This is a genomic window from Rhizobium sp. Root482, assembly GCF_001426565.1.
Classification (GTDB): Bacteria; Pseudomonadota; Alphaproteobacteria; order Rhizobiales; family Rhizobiaceae; genus Pararhizobium.
This window is the reverse complement of sequence record NZ_LMFA01000021.1, coordinates 49,167-68,252: the sequence shown is the minus strand read 5'-3', so window position 1 is coordinate 68,252 and position 19,086 is coordinate 49,167. Positions and strand designations below refer to the sequence as shown.

At 61.5% G+C, this 19,086-nt stretch carries 20 protein-coding genes and 4 tRNA genes; 12 read left to right on the top strand and 12 right to left on the bottom strand.

Annotation, left to right across the window (positions count from 1 at the left end):
* The first annotated feature begins 4 nt into the window (after window positions 1-4).
* On the top strand, window positions 5-1,807 hold the full coding sequence (gene recJ, locus ASD31_RS14475; protein ID WP_056334941.1) for a single-stranded-DNA-specific exonuclease RecJ: 1,803 nt from the start codon (window positions 5-7) through the stop codon (window positions 1,805-1,807).
* Window positions 1,808-1,864: 57 nt separating this feature from the next.
* On the opposite strand, the gene ASD31_RS14470 is transcribed toward recJ, so the two are convergent.
* The 5 genes from ASD31_RS14470 to ASD31_RS14455 all read right to left on the bottom strand — a co-directional run bounded on the left by ASD31_RS14470 (window position 1,865) and on the right by ASD31_RS14455 (window position 4,510).
* Window positions 1,865-1,939, bottom strand: a tRNA-Glu gene (locus ASD31_RS14470).
* 20 nt (window positions 1,940-1,959) lie between these two features.
* Window positions 1,960-2,121, bottom strand: a complete 162-nt coding sequence (locus tag ASD31_RS26010; RefSeq protein ID WP_156392672.1) for a hypothetical protein — start codon at window positions 2,119-2,121, stop codon at window positions 1,960-1,962.
* A gap of 2 nt (window positions 2,122-2,123) precedes the next feature.
* A tRNA-Glu gene (locus ASD31_RS14465) sits at window positions 2,124-2,198 on the bottom strand.
* Between the two features lie 134 nt (window positions 2,199-2,332).
* Window positions 2,333-3,505 carry a YcbK family protein gene (locus ASD31_RS14460; RefSeq protein WP_244483856.1) on the bottom strand — a complete coding sequence of 391 codons (1,173 nt, stop codon included), beginning with the start codon at window positions 3,503-3,505 and terminating at the stop codon, window positions 2,333-2,335.
* 564 nt (window positions 3,506-4,069) lie between these two features.
* Window positions 4,070-4,510 (bottom strand): VOC family protein, encoded by a 441-nt coding sequence (locus tag ASD31_RS14455; protein ID WP_056334935.1) that lies wholly within the window; start codon window positions 4,508-4,510, stop codon window positions 4,070-4,072.
* 191 nt (window positions 4,511-4,701) lie between these two features.
* Between ASD31_RS14455 and ASD31_RS14450 the strand changes: the two genes are divergently transcribed.
* The 5 genes from ASD31_RS14450 to ASD31_RS14430 all read left to right on the top strand — a co-directional run bounded on the left by ASD31_RS14450 (window position 4,702) and on the right by ASD31_RS14430 (window position 6,607).
* Window positions 4,702-5,280, top strand: a complete 579-nt coding sequence (locus ASD31_RS14450; RefSeq protein WP_056334932.1) for a cold-shock protein — start codon at window positions 4,702-4,704, stop codon at window positions 5,278-5,280.
* A complete protein-coding gene (locus ASD31_RS14445) occupies window positions 5,280-5,777 on the top strand; it encodes a DUF192 domain-containing protein (protein WP_056334928.1) in 498 nt (165 codons plus the stop codon). Before ASD31_RS14450 ends, ASD31_RS14445 begins: the two co-directional genes overlap by 1 nt.
* An 88-nt stretch (window positions 5,778-5,865) precedes the next feature.
* Window positions 5,866-5,942: transfer RNA gene (locus ASD31_RS14440), tRNA-Pro, on the top strand.
* 239 nt (window positions 5,943-6,181) lie between these two features.
* Window positions 6,182-6,487, top strand: a complete 306-nt coding sequence (locus ASD31_RS14435) for an ETC complex I subunit (RefSeq protein WP_056335801.1) — start codon at window positions 6,182-6,184, stop codon at window positions 6,485-6,487.
* A 43-nt stretch (window positions 6,488-6,530) separates the two neighbouring features.
* Window positions 6,531-6,607: transfer RNA gene (locus ASD31_RS14430), tRNA-Arg, on the top strand.
* A 48-nt stretch (window positions 6,608-6,655) separates the two neighbouring features.
* On the opposite strand, the gene ASD31_RS14425 is transcribed toward ASD31_RS14430, so the two are convergent.
* On the bottom strand, window positions 6,656-7,282 hold the full coding sequence (locus tag ASD31_RS14425; protein ID WP_056334925.1) for a MarC family protein: 627 nt from the start codon (window positions 7,280-7,282) through the stop codon (window positions 6,656-6,658).
* 232 nt (window positions 7,283-7,514) lie between these two features.
* Between ASD31_RS14425 and gyrA the strand changes: the two genes are divergently transcribed.
* A complete protein-coding gene (gyrA, locus tag ASD31_RS14420; RefSeq protein WP_056334922.1) occupies window positions 7,515-10,298 on the top strand; it encodes a DNA gyrase subunit A in 2,784 nt (927 codons plus the stop codon).
* Window positions 10,299-10,459: 161 nt separating this feature from the next.
* On the opposite strand, the gene ASD31_RS26005 is transcribed toward gyrA, so the two are convergent.
* Window positions 10,460-10,600 carry a hypothetical protein gene (locus ASD31_RS26005; RefSeq protein WP_156392670.1) on the bottom strand — a complete coding sequence of 47 codons (141 nt, stop codon included), beginning with the start codon at window positions 10,598-10,600 and terminating at the stop codon, window positions 10,460-10,462.
* Window positions 10,601-10,955: 355 nt separating this feature from the next.
* On the opposite strand from ASD31_RS26005, the gene coaD reads away from it, so the two are divergent.
* The 5 genes from coaD to tgt all read left to right on the top strand — a co-directional run bounded on the left by coaD (window position 10,956) and on the right by tgt (window position 14,888).
* Complete coding sequence (gene coaD / locus ASD31_RS14415) at window positions 10,956-11,450, top strand: pantetheine-phosphate adenylyltransferase (RefSeq protein ID WP_056334919.1); 495 nt, start codon at window positions 10,956-10,958, stop codon at window positions 11,448-11,450.
* A 29-nt stretch (window positions 11,451-11,479) separates the two neighbouring features.
* Window positions 11,480-12,049 (top strand): peptidylprolyl isomerase, encoded by a 570-nt coding sequence (locus tag ASD31_RS14410; RefSeq protein WP_056334917.1) that lies wholly within the window; start codon window positions 11,480-11,482, stop codon window positions 12,047-12,049.
* A gap of 26 nt (window positions 12,050-12,075) precedes the next feature.
* A complete protein-coding gene (locus ASD31_RS14405) occupies window positions 12,076-12,585 on the top strand; it encodes a peptidylprolyl isomerase (protein WP_056334913.1) in 510 nt (169 codons plus the stop codon).
* Between the two features lie 75 nt (window positions 12,586-12,660).
* Entirely contained in the window at window positions 12,661-13,761 is a 1,101-nt protein-coding gene (gene queA / locus ASD31_RS14400) for a tRNA preQ1(34) S-adenosylmethionine ribosyltransferase-isomerase QueA (RefSeq protein ID WP_056334910.1), read from the top strand.
* Window positions 13,758-14,888 (top strand): tRNA guanosine(34) transglycosylase Tgt, encoded by a 1,131-nt coding sequence (tgt, locus tag ASD31_RS14395; RefSeq protein WP_056334907.1) that lies wholly within the window; start codon window positions 13,758-13,760, stop codon window positions 14,886-14,888. Before queA ends, tgt begins: the two co-directional genes overlap by 4 nt.
* A 10-nt stretch (window positions 14,889-14,898) precedes the next feature.
* Here the strand turns inward: tgt and ASD31_RS14390 are convergent, their stop codons facing one another.
* The 5 genes from ASD31_RS14390 to metG form a co-directional block, all read right to left on the bottom strand.
* Entirely contained in the window at window positions 14,899-15,318 is a 420-nt protein-coding gene (locus ASD31_RS14390; protein WP_056334903.1) for a DUF4864 domain-containing protein, read from the bottom strand.
* Between the two features lie 193 nt (window positions 15,319-15,511).
* On the bottom strand, window positions 15,512-15,670 hold the full coding sequence (locus ASD31_RS26000; protein ID WP_156392669.1) for a hypothetical protein: 159 nt from the start codon (window positions 15,668-15,670) through the stop codon (window positions 15,512-15,514).
* 188 nt (window positions 15,671-15,858) lie between these two features.
* Window positions 15,859-16,671 (bottom strand): MBL fold metallo-hydrolase, encoded by an 813-nt coding sequence (locus tag ASD31_RS14385; protein WP_056334902.1) that lies wholly within the window; start codon window positions 16,669-16,671, stop codon window positions 15,859-15,861.
* Between the two features lies 1 nt (window position 16,672).
* On the bottom strand, window positions 16,673-17,452 hold the full coding sequence (locus tag ASD31_RS14380; protein ID WP_056334900.1) for a TatD family hydrolase: 780 nt from the start codon (window positions 17,450-17,452) through the stop codon (window positions 16,673-16,675).
* Between the two features lie 9 nt (window positions 17,453-17,461).
* Window positions 17,462-19,012 (bottom strand): methionine--tRNA ligase, encoded by a 1,551-nt coding sequence (metG, locus tag ASD31_RS14375; protein WP_056334898.1) that lies wholly within the window; start codon window positions 19,010-19,012, stop codon window positions 17,462-17,464.
* Window positions 19,013-19,086 lie beyond the last annotated feature (74 nt).

Sequence of the window (19,086 nt, the reverse complement as noted above, 5' to 3'; positions counted from 1 at the left end):
GACGATGAGCGAATTGGTGGACCCGGTACAGCGTGCCTTCTTGAACGTGGAACGGTCCGCAACCGGCCAGCGCTGGGTGTCGCGGCTCGACCAGGCAGGGCAGAACCGCGCGCTCGCCATCGCCCAGGTTCACGGACTGTCCGATCTCATCGCCCGCGTGCTCGCCGGGCGCGGCGTGACCATGGATGACGCGCTCGCCTTTCTCGACCCGACGATCCGCAGCCTGATGCCGGACCCCGACACGCTGACCGATTGCACGAAGGCGGCCGCCCGCATCGTTGCGGCCATTGCGAAGGGAGAAAGGGTCGCCATCTTCGGCGACTATGATGTCGATGGCGCCGCTTCCTCCGCGCTTCTCTATCGTTTTCTCCATCATTTCGGCGTCGATGCGGTGATCTATATCCCCGACCGCATCTTCGAGGGTTACGGCCCCAATCCGACCGCGATCGGCCAGTTGATCGATGCCGGCGCGCAACTGCTCGTCACCGTCGACTGCGGCTCGACCAGCCACGAGGCGCTTGCCGTCGCCGAGGCGCGGGGCATCGACGTGGTCGTCATCGACCATCACCAGGTCGGCGCGGAACTGCCGCCCTGCGTGGCGCTGGTCAATCCGAACCGGGAGGACGATCTTTCAGGGCAGGGGCATCTCTGCGCCGCCGGCGTCGTTTTCCTCGTCCTCGTCAATGCCCTTCGCCAGTTGCGCGAAGCGCGCGATCACCGCGCCCCCTCCTTTGATCTTCTCGCTCTTCTTGACCTAGTCGCCCTGGCGACGGTCTGCGATGTCGTGCCGCTCAAGGGCCTGAACAGGGCCTATGTCGTGAAGGGGCTGATCGCCGCGCGCCACATGCAGAACCCCGGCCTGGCGGCGCTGTTTCGCAAGGCGGGGCTGGGCGGTCCGGTCACGCCCTATCATTTCGGCTTTCTGGTCGGACCACGGATCAATGCGGGCGGACGGATAGGCGATGCGGCGCTCGGCAGCCGGTTGCTGACACTGGACGACGAAGGTGCCGCCGATGAGATCGCCGCCAAGCTGGACGAACTCAATCGCGAGCGTCAGGTCATGGAAGTGGCGATGCTGGCGGAGGCGGAAGCCGAGGCGCTTGCCGAATATGGCCATGGCGATTCGGCCTCCGTCATCGTCACCGCGCGCGAGAACTGGCATCCGGGGATTGTCGGCCTTCTGGCGGCGCGACTGAAGGAAAAATTCCGCCGCCCGGCCTTTGCCATCGCCTTCGATCCGAACGGTCGCGGAAGCGGGTCCGGTCGGTCGATCAGCGGTTTCGACATCGGCAAGATTGTTCGCGCGGCGGTGGATGAGGGCCTGCTCGTCAAGGGCGGCGGCCATGCCATGGCGGCCGGCCTGACGGTGGAGCGCGTCAATCTCGGCAGGTTGCGGACCTTCTTCGAGGAGAAGGCAAAGAATACCGTCAGGGATCTGGTTTCGGCGGAAACCCTGAAGATCGATGGCGCACTCGGCGCCGCCGGCGCCAATCTGGCATTGATCGACCTGCTCGAGCGGGCAGGGCCCTATGGCGCGGGGCATCCGCAGCCGATCTTTGCGCTTCCCGCCCATCGTTTGCGCGATTCGCGACAGGTGGGCAGCAACCATGTGAAGGTGACGCTGGAAAGCCAGGACGGGTCAAGGGTCGAGGGCATCGCTTTCCGCGCCCTGGAAACCCCGCTGGGTGATCTGCTCCTGTCCAAGCGCGGCGAGACCATCCATGTGGCGGCCTCGATATCGGCCGATCTCTGGCAGGGAACGCGACGCGTGCAATTGCGGGTGATCGACGCTGCAATGGCGCTGTGATCCACGCATTTTGCAGGCAAAGGGGGGACGATGGATTGCTGGGGGGAGAGAAAGACCTGGTACGCCCTAGGGGAGTCGAACCCCTCTTCCCAGAATGAAAATCTGGTGTCCTAACCGATAGACGAAGGGCGCAGCAGGTGGCTGTCTTATAGTCAGCGACTTGGAATGCCGCAAGCGGCAATTTTCAAATTTCCGGTGTTTTTTCCAATAAAAACAGCAGGCGATTCGGCGACGGTTGCGAAAGTACACGCGCGCTCGCCCGAGGTCTCTTTTGCGATCTCGGGGAAAAATCCTGGTGTTTTGGGGAGGGTCACAATGGTACGCCCTAGGGGAGTCGAACCCCTCTTCCCAGAATGAAAATCTGGTGTCCTAACCGATAGACGAAGGGCGCAGCCGTTGTGTGGGCGTCTTATAGTCAGGGCTTTTGAATACCGCAAGCGGCAAATTTCATTTTTCTGCAAAAAAATCCCGCCCGGTGCAGAAGGCGCGGCCGACGCAAAAACTATCAATTATAACAAAAGCTTGTCATTTGCTTCTGCGCCGACGGCAGCGCCAGTTCCAGTCGCGCGCCTCGCCAGTGTCGATATGGACAGATTCGGTATGGCAGTAGGTTCCGACGCCGCCTCGGCCAGGCATCGTGCGCAGATAGCCGGCGAGCTCCCATTTGCTGACGCCGGGAACCTGGATGTCCGCAGCCTCGCAGGTCGTGTGAAGCGAGCCGCGGCTGCCGCCGGCGCGCCGGTTGTGCTTGACGTCGCGAAGGCCGGACGTAACCATGATCTTGCGGCCGTAATGGGTTTCGATGGTTTTCAGGACCTGCATCAGCTCCGGTTGAAAACAGCCGGTTTCCACCTTTTCGGTCTGCAGCCAGAGTCCGTTCGGCGCAAGCCGGGCAAGGCCGGAGAGGGAGGCAAGCTCGACCTTTCCGCTCTGGTCGTCATGGCCGGGTTGCGAATCGTCGGCGGTGGCGAACATGGATCCGGTTTTGACGCCGGGCAGGGCGGTGAAGCCCAGCGCCGCGACCTGATTCTGCGCACCTGCGGACGTCAGCGTCTTCTTTTTCTGCGATTGAGCAAAGCGGTCGCCATCGAACTGATTGCGGTTCCGGCGCTTGGCGGCAAACAGCCCCGCCAGCGTCAGGGTCTTGCCCGCCTGCTGCGGTGTGTTTTCTTGCGATCCACCGGTCTGATCTTGCGCGACTGCTGCGTCATCGATGATGCCTGTTGCCGCCACTTCATTTGTCGTCGCTGGCTGGCCGGCATCGGTCCGCATCGCCTGTGCGCTCGTGGGCACCGGCACCGCGACGGGAAGCGTGCCCGCGTCGCCGGATGTCTCGGCAGTTGCCATCTGTGCGCCGGCGGCTGCGTCCGCTCGCCTGCTTGCTTCCTCAAGCGGCAGGGGAGCGGGCTCCGCCGCCGGTTGGCCGCCGTTGAAAAGGCTGTTGGAGGCAGGATTGACCCCGGTCTCCTGTTTGATGGGGAGCGGCTCGTTGCCTGCCTGAGCCCGTGCATTCTGGGCCTGTGCGTTCTGGGGCGGCAGCGCATTTGGTGCCTGAACGGCAAAAATGCTGCTGGATGTTGCGTTGAGGCCGGTTCCCTGCAGCGTTAGCGATGCGGGTTGACCATCGGCCTCGGTCGGAACCAGGGCCGTGCCGGACGCCGGATATCCCACCTGCTGCTGCTGGCCGCCCGCGCCCATGGCGGAGACCTGCTGGTCCTGGTACGTGGCTTCGGCGCCGGCCGATGCTGCGTCCGCCTCGGCGGTTTCGGTGGTTGTCTGGTCGGCGGCGGTCGCGGCGTCCGCCGTTTCCTTCGCCGCCGTGACGCAACCCGAAAGGGCAAGAACGGAGACGGTCAGGGCGAGGGCGCAACCAAGGCCACGGATGGTGGTTGCCTTTTGCAGAACATGACGCAACGTTGGATCCCCACTCATGCGGGCCTGGCGACATTGCTGCCATCATGGCCCATTCATCAGGAAGTCACGATCCACACAACCGCTGCAAAAGCCGTAAGTCGGGTCGATCGATCAACCGAAAACGGGAAAGTCCACCGCCAGGCGCCGGACTCCTCCCGATCGTTAACGTGTCGTTCAAACTTTAGTGAACGCGCCGTTACTTGTAAACCTGTGCCGGTTCGAAACGACCGGCGTTGATCCATCACGCGCCACAGGCTGGAGCCGCGGCAGGGCCGGACGATCATCGGTAATCGGCACGGAAAGGGCCAATAACGGATGCAGATATCGCCCGGCCGCATTGTGCGAGGCTTACCAGGCGCCGGTATTGCCCATGGAAGCCCAGGGCTCCTGCGGCGCCAAGCGGTCGCCCTTCTGCAGGATTTCGATGGAAATGCCGTCCGGCGAGCGGACGAAGGCCATATGTCCGTCGCGCGGCGGCCGGTTGATGGTCACGCCGTTGTCCATCAGCGCCTGGCAGGTCTTGTAGATATCGTCGACCTCGTAGGCGAGGTGACCGAAATTACGCCCTCCGGTATAGTCTTCCGGGTCCCAGTTGTAGGTCAGTTCCAGGCAGGGCGAGAGATGGGTTTCCGCATGGTCGAGATCGCCGGGCGCGGCCAGGAAGACCAGCGTGAACCGGCCCTTTTCATTCTCGATCCGGCGAACTTCCACCAGTCCGAAAAGCGTGCCGTAGAAGTGAAGTGCCGCGTCCAGATCTTTGACGCGAACCATGGTATGCAGATAGCGCACTGTAATATTCCTGTTTTGCTGAAGACGAGCGCATAATTAGGCAACAGACAGCCAGAGGCAAGGCTCGGACGCTAGGGATGGCGACGGCAAATTTCATCCGAGGGCTTGCGCAATTGCGGCGGGACGATGTTATTCTGCCATCAAGAATCAGTTAACCGTGATGTGACGCGTATTCGAGGGGCTGGAAGACAATGGCGGACAGGATTTCAGCAAAGGGCGCCACGCCGGACGAGGATTTCGGCAGCGACGCACTCGATCTGGTTGAAATCACCGGCGTGATTAAGTGGTTCGACGTTGCCAAGGGGTTTGGCTTCATCATCCCGGACAATGGCATGCAGGATGTGCTTGTGCATGTCACCTGCCTGCGCCGCGACGGTTACCAGACGGTGCTGGAAGGTGCGCGCGTCGTCGCCCTGATCCAGAAGCGCGATCGTGGCTACCAGGCCTTCCGCATCCTTTCCATGGACCAATCGACTGCGGTACATCCCTCGCAGCTGCCGCCGGCCCGCACCCACGCACAGGTCACCCCGACCAGTGGGCTGGAACGTTGCCTTGTCAAATGGTTCAATCGCACCAAGGGCTTCGGCTTCCTGACGCGCGGCGACGGCACCGAGGACATCTTTATCCATATGGAAACACTGCGCCGCTTCGGCCTCACCGAGCTGCGCCCGGGCCAGACGGTGCTGGTGCGTTTCGGCGATGGCGACAAGGGGTTGATGGCGGCGGAAATACACCCCGACGTGCCGGCACCCTCCGGCCGGGCGCATTGATGCTGGGGCGGTTATTTCGCCCAATAGCAAGCGCCTTCGCGGCGCTTTTTTTGTGCCTTTCCGCCTCGCCGGCCCTGGCAGCCGACATCAGCTTCGAGAAGGCGCCGCTGACGGTGACGACAGCCGATGGCCGCGCCCATGCGTTCACAGTGGAACTGGCGCTCGAGAGCGAGCAGCGCGCGCAAGGCCTCATGAACCGTCGCGAAATGGCCGGTGACGCCGGCATGTTGTTCGATTTCGGCGAGACGCGTCGGGTCCTGATGTGGATGAAGAACACCTATCTGCCGCTCGACATGCTGTTCATCGCGAGCGACGGCAGGATCGAGACGATCCGTGAAAACGCCGTGCCGCTTTCGGAAAGCATCATCGATTCCGGCGTTCCAGTCGCCTTCGTGCTCGAATTGAATGCCGGCTCGGCCGAGCGCTTGGGCATCGCCCCCGGCGACCATGTCGAAAGCCGCCAGATCGCCGCATCGCCCCAGGCAGCCCGGCCGTGACGCGTCGCCCGGCCGTCACCTCAAGCCGGCCAATTTAACTGTTGCAGGGGCAGGGGGAAGCGTGTATCTCCCCGCCATCGGCCGGTCACGGAGTGTAGCGCAGCCTGGTAGCGCATCTGGTTTGGGACCAGAGGGTCGGGAGTTCGAATCTCTCCACTCCGACCACCGATATCTTCCTTCCATCATGATGACGAAGTCCGCCACGGCGACGTTGGCACGCCTGCTTCAGCTTGCCGGTGCGCAAGGCGAACCACGTCCTCCATACGCCGCGCGGCCCACCCTGCCGAAATCGGCGCATATATCGCGCAAAAGTCATTCCGTTTCATTCCATTCTGCGCTATGGGAATGCAGCGATCGGCTTGGAAGCCGGCGCGATGCACTGTTGAGTGGAGCCGCTTGAAGATATGTCCGCGAAAATCTATCGCCCCGCAAAGACCGCCATGCAGTCCGGCAAGGCCAAGACGCATTTGTGGGTTCTCGAATTCGATCAGGACAGCCCGCGCACGATCGATCCGATGATGGGATATACGAGTTCGGCCGATACCCGCCAGCAGGTGAAGCTGACCTTTGAGACCGCCGAGCAGGCGGTCGCCTATGCAGAGCGCAACGGCGTCGAATACCGCGTCATCGCGCCGAAGGAGGAGACGCGCAAGAGCGTCTCCTACAGCGATAATTTCCGCTTTACCCGCACCCAGCCCTGGACGCATTGATTCCAGGGCTATGTTCCAGCGGAGGTGATCCCTCCGCCAAAGCGGCCCCTTAGCTCAGCTGGATAGAGCACCTGCCTTCTAAGCAGGTTGTCGCAGGTTCGAGCCCTGCAGGGGTCGCCAGCATGTTCTCCGCAAAGCCTCAAACTATCCCGCCAATAGTCGACGTCGTCAGGCCATGGCCGATTTGACGCCATCGACCACGAATTGCACGGCGAGCGCCGCGAGAATCACGCCGAGCAGGCGGGTCAGGATCGCCCGACCGGTGACGCCGAGGAACCGGTCGATGCGCTCGGCGATGACGAGGGCTGCGAACAGCACGGCGAGGCAGAACGCGATCACCAGGATCAGCTGGGCCCGGTCGATGGTCCCCGAAAACGAGCCCGACAGCAGGATCGTCGCCGAAATCGCGCCGGGACCGGCGATCAGCGGCAGGGCCAGCGGAAAGACCGCGATATTGTGAATATGATCGCGGGTCACTGCGACCTCTCCGGTCTTTTCCTTGCGCTCGTTGCGCTTCTCGAAAATCATCTCGAAGGCGATCCAGAACAGCAGCAGACCACCGGCGATCCTGAAAGCGCCAATCGAGATGCCGAGCAGGCCGAGAATGCCGTTTCCGAACAGGGCGAAGGCCGACAGGATGAAAAAGGCGATCAGCGTGCCACGCCGGGCAACGAGAAAGCGCTGCTGCCGGTTCATGCCGACCGTCAGGCTGAGAAAGATCGGCGCCAGGCCGGGCGGGTCGATGGTGACCAGGATGGTGGTGAGCGCATTGACCAGAAGATCGATGTTCAGCATCGCAAATTCCCCTTTGGCCTGTTCACGCCGGCCGTTTGATCGATTGTTAGGCGAGGGGACCGGCGAAGGAAAGGCCCGTCTTCCATGGTTCCGCCGCTTTTGCCTTGCAAATCCCGCTGGGCCGTGGCTTGAAGGGGAAAAGCCTGTTCAAAACCCGGCCGCAAAATTGGCGCTGCCCGGTACATTCGGCTATAAAAATATGTCTGATTCTGAACAAAGATCGTGATCGAAATTGACTGAGCAAACCACACCCGGCGGCGGCAAGAACCCACCAGGCATCGAGCCTATTTCCATCATGGAGGAAATGCAGCGCTCCTATCTCGATTACGCCATGAGCGTCATCGTCAGCCGCGCTCTTCCCGATGTCCGCGACGGCCTGAAGCCGGTTCACAGGCGCATCCTCTTCGGGATGAGCGAACTGGGCATCGACTGGAACAAGAAATACGTCAAATGTGCCCGCGTCACCGGTGACGTGATGGGTAAATACCATCCGCACGGCAATTCGGCGATCTATGATGCGCTTGCCCGCATGGCCCAGCCGTGGTCGCTGCGCCTGCCGCTGATCGACGGGCAGGGGAATTTCGGCTCGATCGACGGCGATCCGCCGGCGGCCGAGCGTTATACCGAGTGCCGGCTGCAGAAGGCGGCCCATGCCCTGCTCGACGATCTCGACAAGGAAACGGTCGATTTCCGCGACAACTACGACGCGACGCTCAGCGAGCCGGTCGTCGTGCCCGCGAAATTCCCCAATCTCCTGGTCAACGGGGCAGGCGGCATCGCCGTCGGCATGGCCACCAATATCCCGCCGCACAATCTGATCGAAGTGATCAACGGCTGCATCGCGCTGATCGACGAGCCGGCGCTTGAGCTGCACCAGCTGATGGAGATCATTCCCGGTCCGGATTTCCCGACCGGCGCCTTCATCCTTGGCCGTTCCGGTATTCGGTCTGCCTATGAGACGGGCCGCGGCTCGGTCATCATGCGCGGCCGTGCCACCATCGAGCCGATGCGCGGCGACCGCGAGCAGATCATCATCACCGAAGTTCCCTATCAGGTGAACAAGGCGACGATGATCGAGAAGATGGCCGAACTGGTCAAGGACAAGCGCATCGAAGGCATTTCGGACCTGCGCGACGAAAGCGACCGGCAGGGTTACCGGGTCGTCGTCGAGCTGAAGCGCGATGCCAATGCCGACGTGATCCTCAACCAGCTCTATCGCTACACGCCGCTGCAGACCTCCTTCGGCTGCAACATGGTGGCGCTGAACGGCGGCAAGCCGGAGCAGATGAACCTGCTCGACATGCTGCGCGCCTTTGTTTCCTTCCGCGAGGAAGTCATCAGCCGGCGCACGAAATATCTGCTTCGCAAGGCGCGCGACCGCGCCCATGTGCTGGTCGGTCTTGCCATCGCGGTTGCTAATATCGACGAGATCATCAAGCTGATCCGCGAAGCTCCGGATCCGCAGACGGCGCGCGAACAGTTGATGACGCGCCGCTGGCCGGCCGCCGATGTCGAAAGCCTGATCCGCTTGATCGACGATCCGCGTCACCGGATCAACGAGGATCTGACCTACAATCTCTCCGAGGAACAGGCCCGCGCCATTCTCGAACTGCGTCTTGCCCGCCTGACGGCGCTTGGCCGCGACGAAATCGGCGACGAATTGAACAAGATCGGCGCCGAGATCAGCGACTACCTCGATATTCTCGGCTCGCGCGTCCGCATCATGACGATCGTCAAGGACGAGCTTGCCGCCGTCCGCGACGAATTCGGTACGCCGCGCCGCACCGAGATCGTCGAGGGCGGTCCGGACATGGACGACGAGGACCTGATCGCCCGCGAGGATATGGTCATCACCGTATCGCATCTCGGCTACATCAAGCGCGTGCCGCTTGCCACCTACCGCGCCCAGCGCCGTGGCGGCAAGGGTCGCTCCGGCATGGCGACGCGCGACGAGGATTTCGTCACGCGGCTTTTCGTCGCCAATACGCATACGCCGATGCTGTTCTTCTCCTCGCGTGGCATCGTTTATAAGGAAAAGGTCTGGCGCCTGCCGATCGGCACGCCGCAATCGCGCGGCAAGGCATTGATCAACATGCTGCCGCTGGAATCGGGCGAGCGCATCACCACGATCATGCCACTGCCCGAGGACGAAACGACCTGGCAGAACCTCGACGTAATGTTCTCGACGACCCGGGGAACCGTCCGCCGCAACAAGCTGTCGGATTTCGTCCAGGTCAACCGCAACGGCAAGATCGCCATGAAGCTTGAGGACGAGGGTGATGAAATCCTCTCCGTCGAGACCTGCACCGATCGCGACGACGTGCTTTTGACCACGGCGCTCGGCCAGTGCATCCGCTTCTCCGTCACTGACGTTCGCGTCTTTGCCGGCCGCAATTCGATCGGCGTGCGCGGCATTTCGCTTGGCGACAATGATCGGATCATCTCGATGACGATTGTCGGCCATGTCGATGCCGAACCGTGGGAGCGTGCCGCCTACCTCAAGCGCGCCGCCGCCGAACGGCGGGCGACCACCGGCGAGGACGAGGAAATCGCCCTTGTCGGGGAAGAGGTGACGGAAGAAGGCCAGCTCGACGACGCGCGCTATGAAGAACTGAAGGCACGCGAGCAATTCGTGCTCACCGTGTCGGTCAAGGGTTTCGGCAAGCGTTCCTCCACCTACGACTTCCGGACGTCCGGACGTGGCGGGAAGGGAATTCGGGCCACCGATACCTCCAAGACAGGCGAAATCGGCGAACTGGTCGCCGCCTTCCCGGTCGAGGACAAGGACCAGATCATGCTGGTCTCCGATGGCGGCCAACTGATCCGGGTCCCGGTCGGCGGCATCCGGCTCGCAAGCCGCGCCACCAAGGGCGTGACCATCTTCTCGACCGCCAAGGACGAAAAGGTCGTTTCGGTCGAGCGCATCAGTGAGCCGGAGACGGACGAGGAGGACGAACTCCTTGACGCCACGGACCTGCCGGAGGGTGGGGAGCCACCGGCTGCGACCGAGGAATAAGCCCACAATCCATGGAAAAAGCCGGCGAATTTTTCGCCGGCTTTTTCGTAAGCAGCCCCAGATACAGAAAGACCGGACTGGCAGGGACCATCCGGTTTTTCAGGACAGCGCGCACTGGAGGTTACGGCTGTCAGATAGAGCTGGAATGTCGCAGTCGCGGATCAAACGCTGAAGCCGCCCGTATTCCGGGTAATGGTCTTCATGACCGCACGATCGCGCTGAAGTTCCAGAATGGTTTTTGCGAAATCGACCAGAAACACAATACTGATGACTGCCGATACGAGCATCATGATGATCGCCATGGCGATTCTTCCTATTTCAACAATTGATCCGGCAGAAGACCATCGCGGTCGTTGCGCGCTTCGTTTCTTATCGCGTGCGCCGTTGCAAAGAGCATCGCGAAAAACATTGTTATCGACAGAAGAATAAGTCCCATGACAGTGATCCTTTCGCCCTGTTAACGGCCGCGATTGCAAAAAGTTCCGTTCGCTACTTCAGAAATTGAATGCCCCTTGGCGAGAACTTCGAAACTGGACCCTGTTTAACATTGGTGCTGCAGGCAGGCTGTTTCCATGGGAACAGGGCCAGACGACCGGGACGCTCCCTTGCGGTTGTGCGCGGTCCGTGACAAAAGGCTTGCGAAACGGAACAGGCGCGATGACCACTGCTTTTTATCCCGGCTCCTTCGACCCGATGACCAACGGCCATCTCGATGTGCTGGTCCAGTCGCTGAACGTGGCCTCGTCGGTGATCGTCGCCATCGGCATCCATCCCGGCAAGGCGCCGCTGTTCAGCTTCGAGGAGCGTGCCGACCTCATTCGCCAGTCGCTGAGCGAATATCTGCCGCAAAGAGCTGGCGATATCTCCATCACGTCTTTTGATAATCTGGTGGTCGACGCGGCCCGCCAGCACGGCGCATCGCTTCTGGTGCGCGGCCTGCGCGACGGTACCGACCTTGATTACGAGATGCAGATGGCCGGCATGAACCGGCAGATGGCGCCCGACATCCAGACGTTGTTTCTGCCGGCCGGAACAGCCTCGCGACCCATTACCGCCACATTGGTCCGCCAGATCGCGGCCATGGGCGGCGATGTCAGTGCCTTCGTTCCGAAAGCCGTTCACCAGGCGCTCAGCGCCAAGCGCAAATCCTGACGCGTTCACATCATTTTCACGGAGCTATCATGAAAATTCTCCAACTCGCTTTCGCAGGCGCCTTCGCCCTTGCATCCTTGACGGGTACTGCCTTTGCCCAGGCAAAGGACTATCTCACCATCCAGTTGAAGGACGGTCCGGTGGTCATCGAACTCCTGTCGGATGTCGCGCCGAAGCATGTTGCGCGCATCAAGGAACTGGCCGAGGCCGGCGAATATGACAATGTCGCCTTCCACCGCGTCATCCCGGGCTTCATGGCGCAGACCGGCGACGTTCAGTACGGCAATATGGAAAAGGACTTCAAGGCCGACATGGCCGGCATAGGCGGCTCTTCCAAGCCGGATATCGAAGCCGAATTTTCCAAGACCCCCTTCACGCGCGGCACGGTTGGCATGGCTCGCAGCCAGGATCCCAATTCCGCCAATTCCCAGTTCTTCATCATGTTCGCACCCGGCGATTTCCTGAACGGCCAGTATACGGTTGTCGGCCAGGTCGTCGAAGGCATGGAGAATGTCGACAAGATCAAGATGGGCGATGAGGCCAATAACGGCTCCGTCACCGATCCCGACCGGATGATCAGCGTCAAGGTCGGCAAATAACCGTTACAACACCAAGGAGAAAAGCCATGGCCGAGATCAAGGATCCGGAAAACACCATCATCCTGGAAACCACCAAGGGGCAGGTCGTCATCCAGCTTCTGCCGGACCTGGCGCCCGGCCATGTCGCGCGCATCAAGGAACTCTGCGCCGAGGGCGCCTATGACGGCGTCGTGTTCCACCGCGTCATCGACGATTTCATGGCGCAGACCGGCGACGTGCAATATGGCAAGCAGGGCGGCGCCGACTTCAACCCGGCGCGCGCCGGCATGGGCGGCTCCTCCAAGCCGGACCTGAAAGCCGAATTCTCCAATATGAGCCATGTGCGCGGCACATGCTCCATGGCTCGCAGCCAGATGCCGAACTCCGCCAATTCGCAGTTCTTCATCTGCCTTGCCGACAGCCCGTGGCTGAACAAGCAATATTCCGTCTGGGGCCAGGTGATCGAAGGCATGGACAATGTCGACAAGATCAAGAAGGGCGAACCGGTCAAGGATCCCGACAGCATCGTCTCGATGAAGCTTGCCGCCAACGCCTAAGTCAGGCTATTGCCAAAGCCCGCCCCGCCGTCCTCATGGCGTCGGGGCGGGTTTGTCGTTTGAAGAAGATGTTTTATGCGCGTCGAGCTGTTCGATTTCGATCTCCCCGAAGACAATATTGCGCTGAGGCCGGCAAGTCCGCGTGATACCGCGCGCCTGCTGGTCGTCGATCCGCAGGCGCAGGAACCGCTGCAGGATCGCGGCGTCCTCGATCTTGCGTCCTTTCTGCGGCCGGGTGATGCCCTGGTCTTCAACGACACCAAGGTCATTCCGGCGCAACTCGAGGGCGTTCGCCGGCGTGGCGAGGATATCACCACGGATGTGTCGCTGACACTGCATATGCGTGTGGCGGCGGATCGCTGGAAGGCCTTTGCCCGTCCGGCCCGGCGGCTGAAACCCGGCGACCGCATCGCTTTTGGCCATGGCTCGGCCGAGAGGTCTCAGGCTCCGCTGGAGGCAACCGTCGAGGAAAAAGGGGAGGCGGGCGAGGTCACCGTCAGGTTCGACCTGTCCGGTCCGGCTCTCGACCAGGCCATCCTCGCCACCGGCCACATTCCCTTGCCGCCCTATATCGCCTCGAAGCGGCCCGAAGACGAGCGGGACCGTACGGATTACCAGACCGTCTATGCCCGCGACGAAGGCGCCGTGGCCGCGCCGACCGCCGGCCTGCATTTCACCGACCGGCTGTTCGAGACGCTTGAAGCCGCCGGCGTCGAGCGCCATTTCGTGACGCTTCATGTGGGGGCGGGAACCTTCCTGCCGATGAAGGTGGACGATACCGAAGATCATGTGATGCACGAGGAAATCGGCCATGTCAGCGCCGAGGTTGCCGAGCGGCTGAACGCGGTGAAGGCGAGGGGCGGCCGCATCGTCTGCGTCGGCACCACCTCGCTGCGGCTGATCGAGAGCGCTGCGTCCGAGACCGGCGAAATTCTTCCCTGGTCCGGCCCGACCGGTATCTTCATCACGCCCGGTTACCGCTTTCGCACTGTCGATATGCTGATGACCAATTTCCACCTGCCGAAATCGACATTGTTCATGCTCGTATCGGCCTTCTGTGGGCTTGAGACCATGCGTCGCGCCTATCGCCACGCGATCGACACGGGCTACCGCTTCTATTCCTACGGCGATTCCAGCCTGCTTTTCCGGGACACGCCCAGAAACGAGACGCTATGACCGAGACATTCCAGTTCAATATCAGCGCAACCGATGGCAAGGCCCGTCGCGGCACGGTATCGATGCCGCGCGGCGATATCCGCACCCCGGCCTTCATGCCCGTCGGCACGGTCGGCACGGTCAAGGCCATGTATCTCGACCAGGTGCGCGATCTCGGCGCCGATATCATTCTCGGCAATACCTACCATCTGATGCTGCGCCCGGGGCCGGAGAGGGTGGCCAGGCTGGGCGGCCTGCATGATCTCATCCGCTGGCCCTATCCTATCCTCACCGATAGCGGCGGCTTCCAGGTGATGTCGCTGGCCGGCCTGCGCAAGCTCGACGAAAAGGGCGTGACCTTCAAGAGCCATGTCGATGGCGCCTTGCACCATATGTCGCCGGAGCGCTCCATCGAAATCCAGGGCATGCTCGACAGCGATATCCAGATGCAGCTCGACGAATGCGTGAGGCTTCCGGCGGAAGCCGCTGATATCGAACGCGCAATGGAAATGTCGCTCCGTTGGGCGGAACGCTGCAAGACGGCGTTCGGCGACCAGCCCGGCAAGGCGATGTTCGGCATCGTCCAGGGCGGCGACGTTCCCGCGCTCAGGGTTCGTTCGGCCCAGGCGCTATCATCGCTCGACCTGAAGGGCTATGCGATCGGCGGACTGGCTGTCGGCGAGCCGCAGGAGGTCATGCTCGACATGCTCGACATCACCTGTCCGGAATTGCCGGCCGAGAAGCCGCGCTATCTAATGGGGGTCGGCACGCCAGACGATATCCTGAAATCCGTGGCACGGGGCATCGACATGTTCGACTGCGTCATGCCCACCCGCGCCGGCCGCCACGGTCTGGCCTTTACCCGGCGTGGCCGCGTCAACCTGCGCAATGCCCGCCATGCCGAAGACAGCCGGCCGCTCGACGAGCAATCGTCCTGCCCGGCCGCCCGCGACTATTCCCGGGCCTATCTCCACCATCTGGTGCGCGCCGACGAATCGCTCGGCGGCATGCTGCTCACCTGGAACAATCTTGCCTATTACCAGGACCTGATGGCCGGCATCCGCAAGGCGATCGAGGAAGGCCGCTACGACGCCTTCATGGAGGAAACGCAGGAGATGTGGCGGCAGGGCGATCTGGCGCCACTGTAACGGTATCGGCTCAGATTTCAGGGCCGGGGGCCTGCTGCAGCATCTGAACGCCATTGATCCTGTAGCTGCCGTCCGGCTGCCGGGTGAGGAAATAGAGCGCCGTCCAGTCCTTGCCGTCCGGCCCCGAGATCAGCACTTCCTGCATGACCGTACCGCCATCGACCTTGCTGCGACCGAAGGCGAAATTCCCGGGCCGATAGACTGGCGTATAACCGCGCTTGACCATGTCGAAAAAGAGGCTCTTGTCTGGAAATTTTTCCCTGATCTGCGGCGAGGCGAAGGAATAGGCCGTCTCCGCGTCGTCCGCAAGAAAGGCCTTGATCTGCCTCTCGATGATCGATTGCGCCGTATCCACGGGCTCTGCCGCCAGCGCTGGAGACACGGTCAGAAAAACGAGAAATATGACGCCAGCCCTGAGCAGTCCGACCATTGGTACCTCCCGATCCATCTCGCACAATAAACCAATTACGATGTCCGTGCCGCAAAGGTTTCAAGCCGTCAGCGGAATGGTGAGCGTGAAGTCAAAATAAACATTTCATCTCAAGATATTGCGGAATGAGTCTAAACCAATCATCCATCTGCGACTGTTCCTGATCACCAGAACACGGACTGTTTCGCGAAAGTCACAGCAAGCCCAATTCAAGTTCCGATAAGGTGCCACTGACCAGTTGCGGCCAGCGGCCGGGATGGTGGCTGAACCGCTGCGCCGGGTCATTGATCAGCCAGCCGATGCAGACGCAAGCCGACGATGCTGAAAGGCCGATAACATCGGAAGCATCCAAAATCTCCAAGGCAAAGTGGTTGAAATTACTGGCAAGTCGCAGTGGGAGACAGAACCCACCCGGTTACATCCGGAGATCAGATAAGATAGATTATGGAACTAATGGATATACCGCTATGCCGAGGATATGGCCTTTCAGACCAACAGGACGACGAATTCCTCTGCAGGAAACTCGCTGCCACTTAGCGTTCAGAGATCAAACTCCAGCCGCATGCCATCATAGCCCGGCTCGACATGATCGGGCGTCTCGCGCATCAGAGTGTCGTAGTCGAGAGGCACATGCATATGGGTCAAGACGGCACGGCGTGGCGCCAGGCGAGAAATCCAGTCGAGCGATTGCTCGAGCGAAAGATGGCTGGGATGAAACTTGTACTGGAGCGTGTCGATGACCAGGAGATCCAGCCCGAACAGCTTTTCGACGGTTTCATCCGGGAAATCGCTGATATCGCTGCAATAGGCAAAATCGCCGATGCGGAAGCCGAGCGAGGTAATATTGCCATGCTGCTGCAGGAGCGGCTGCAACGGGATGGTGCCACCGGCGCCGGTGATGTCGATCGATGCCGAGGACATATCGATGATTCTTGGTTCGACGATCGGCGGATAATTGCTGCCGTCGGGCGTCTCCATGCAGTAGCGGAAGCCTTCGCGAATGCGCTCCATAGTTTCTGCATCGGCCCAGATCGGCATGCGCCTGCCGGTATATTGCACATAGCCGCGCAGATCGTCGATGCCGTGAATATGGTCGGCATGCGGATGCGTATAGAAGACCGCGTCGATATGGCCGACCTTGGCGGCGATCATCTGTTCGCGAAAATCTGGTCCGGTGTCGATGACGACGGTCGTCTTGCCGCCATCGGTGCCGATCTGCTCGATGAGCAGCGCCGCGCGGCTGCGGCGGTTTTTCGGATTGCTCGGGTCGCAGGCGCCCCAGTCTCCGTTGATGCGCGGCACGCCGGGTGAAGAGCCGCAGCCGAGAATGGTGAAGACCCGCCTCGCCGTCATCTCAGACTCTCGGCATTTTAGCAAAGACGCGGAAAGCATTCTCCGTCGTGATCGCCGCAATCTCCTCGGCCGAAACACCGATCGTGTCGGCCAATACCTGCGCCGTATGGGCGACATAGGCAGGCTCGTTGCGCTTGCCGCGAAACGGTTTTGGCGCGAGATAAGGCGCGTCCGTCTCGACCAACATCCGGTCGCGCGGGACCGTTTTGGCGATCTCGCGCAGTTCCTCGGATTTCGGAAAGGTCAATATGCCGGAAAACGAGACATAGCCGCCGAGAGAGACGCCGATCCGCGCCAGGTCCGGGCCGGAGGAAAAGCAGTGCAGCAGGAAGGGGAATGCCCCCTTCCCCATTTCCTCGGTCAGGATCGCCGCCATGTCGTCATCGGCAGAACGGCTGTGGATGACCAGCGGCAGTCCTGTCTGCCGTGCTGCCGCGATATGGCGCCGCAGGCCGATCGCCTGGGCGTCGCGCGGCGCATTGTCGTAGAAATAATCAAGCCCGGCCTCGCCGATCGCGACAACCTTCGGATGCCGGGAGAGGCGCACGAGGTCCTCCGTCTCGATATCCAGTTCCTCGTCGGCATTGTGCGGATGGGTGCCGACCGAACAGAAGACGTTCGGATAGGTTTCCGCAATGCCAAGGATCGTGTCGAATTTCTTCACGCGGGTCGAGATGGTGATCATCTGACCGATGCCGGCCGCCCGCGCCCGCTCCACGATCGCATCGCGCTCGGCCTCGAAATCCGGAAAATCCAGGTGGCAATGGGTGTCGATCAGCATGCGTGTCCCTTAGGCCTCCGGGGCGACATAGCGCGGGAAAACCGGCTTTGGCGCCTCCAGTGCCGTTCCGGCAACCAGTCGCCCAGCCTCGCCGAGAGAGGCGAAATCGCGCTTATCCGCAGGAATGGCAACGAGATCGAGCAGCTTGCCGGCCGATTCCGGCATGAAGGGTTGCAGCAGGATGGCGACCTGGCGCACCACGTCGGCGGTCACGTAAAGCACCGTTCCCATGCGCTCCGGATCGGTCTTCTTCAGCGCCCAGGGTTCCTGGCCGGCAAAATAACGGTCGGCCTGCGAGACCACGGCAATGATCGATGCCAGTGCCTTGTGGATCATCAGCGCATTCATGTCGTCGCGCGTCGAGGCATGCAGCGCATCCGCCGCCGCCAGCATCGCCTTGTCCTCGTCGGTCAGCGGTCCGCATTGTGGAATCTGGCTGTCGCAGTTCTTAACGATCATCGACAGCGACCGGCTGGCCAGATTGCCGACGCCGTTGGCGAGATCGGAATTGATGCGGGTCGCGATCCCCTCCTCGCTATAGCTGCCGTCCTGTCCGAAGGAGACCTCGCGCAGGAAGAAATAGCGGATCGGATCGAGCCCGAAATGTTCGACCAGGTTGACCGGATCGACGACATTGCCGAGCGACTTCGACATCTTCTCGCCCTTGTTGAGCAGGAAGCCATGCGCAAAGACCTTCTTCGGCAGGGGCAGCCCCGCCGACATCAGGAAGGCCGGCCAATACACCGCATGGAACCGGATGATGTCCTTGCCGATCATATGGATATCGGCCGGCCAGAATTTCGCCCGCGGCCCGGTGGGGTCGGTGAGATAACCCGTCGCGGTGATGTAGTTCGTCAAGGCATCGACCCAGACATACATCACATGGTCGGGATCGTTCGGCACGGGAATGCCCCAGTCGAACGTCGTGCGCGACATTGAAAGGTCCCTGAGCCCGGATTTGACGAAGGAAATGATCTCGTTGCGACGCTCGGCCGGGCCGATGAAGTCCGGATTGTCCTCGTAATGCTTGAGCAGCCGGTCCTGGTAGGCCGACAGCTTGAAGAAATAGCTTGCCTCCTCCACCCATTCGACTGGCGAGCCCTGCGGCCCGTAGCGCACGCCGTCGGCGCGCAGCTCGGTCTCGCCTTCCTGGTAATAGGCCTCGTCCCGTACCGAATACCAGCCGGAATAGCTGTCCTTGTAGAGGTCGCCCGCCTCGCCCATGCGGACCCAGATATCCTTCACCGCCTCGTGATGGCGCGCCTCCGTGGTGCGGATGAAATCGTCGTTGGAAGCGTTGAGCAGCACGGCCATCTGCTGGAATTCGGAAGAGTTGCGGTCGGCCAGCGCCTGGGGGGAAATCCCTTCCTTGCGCGCTGTCTGCTGCATCTTCTGCCCGTGCTCGTCGGTTCCCGTCAGGAAGAAGACCTCGCGTCCGTCGAGCCGCTGGTACCGCGCCATCGCATCGGTCGCGATCAGTTCGTAGGCGTGGCCGATATGCGGCTTGCCGTTGGGGTAGGAGATCGCGGTGGTGATGTAGAACGGGGAAGTGTCTGTCATGATCGGGTTCGGTCTCTGTGGGATCGCATCGGGTGCCCAGCTATTAGCGCATCCCTCGTTGGGATGAAACAGCC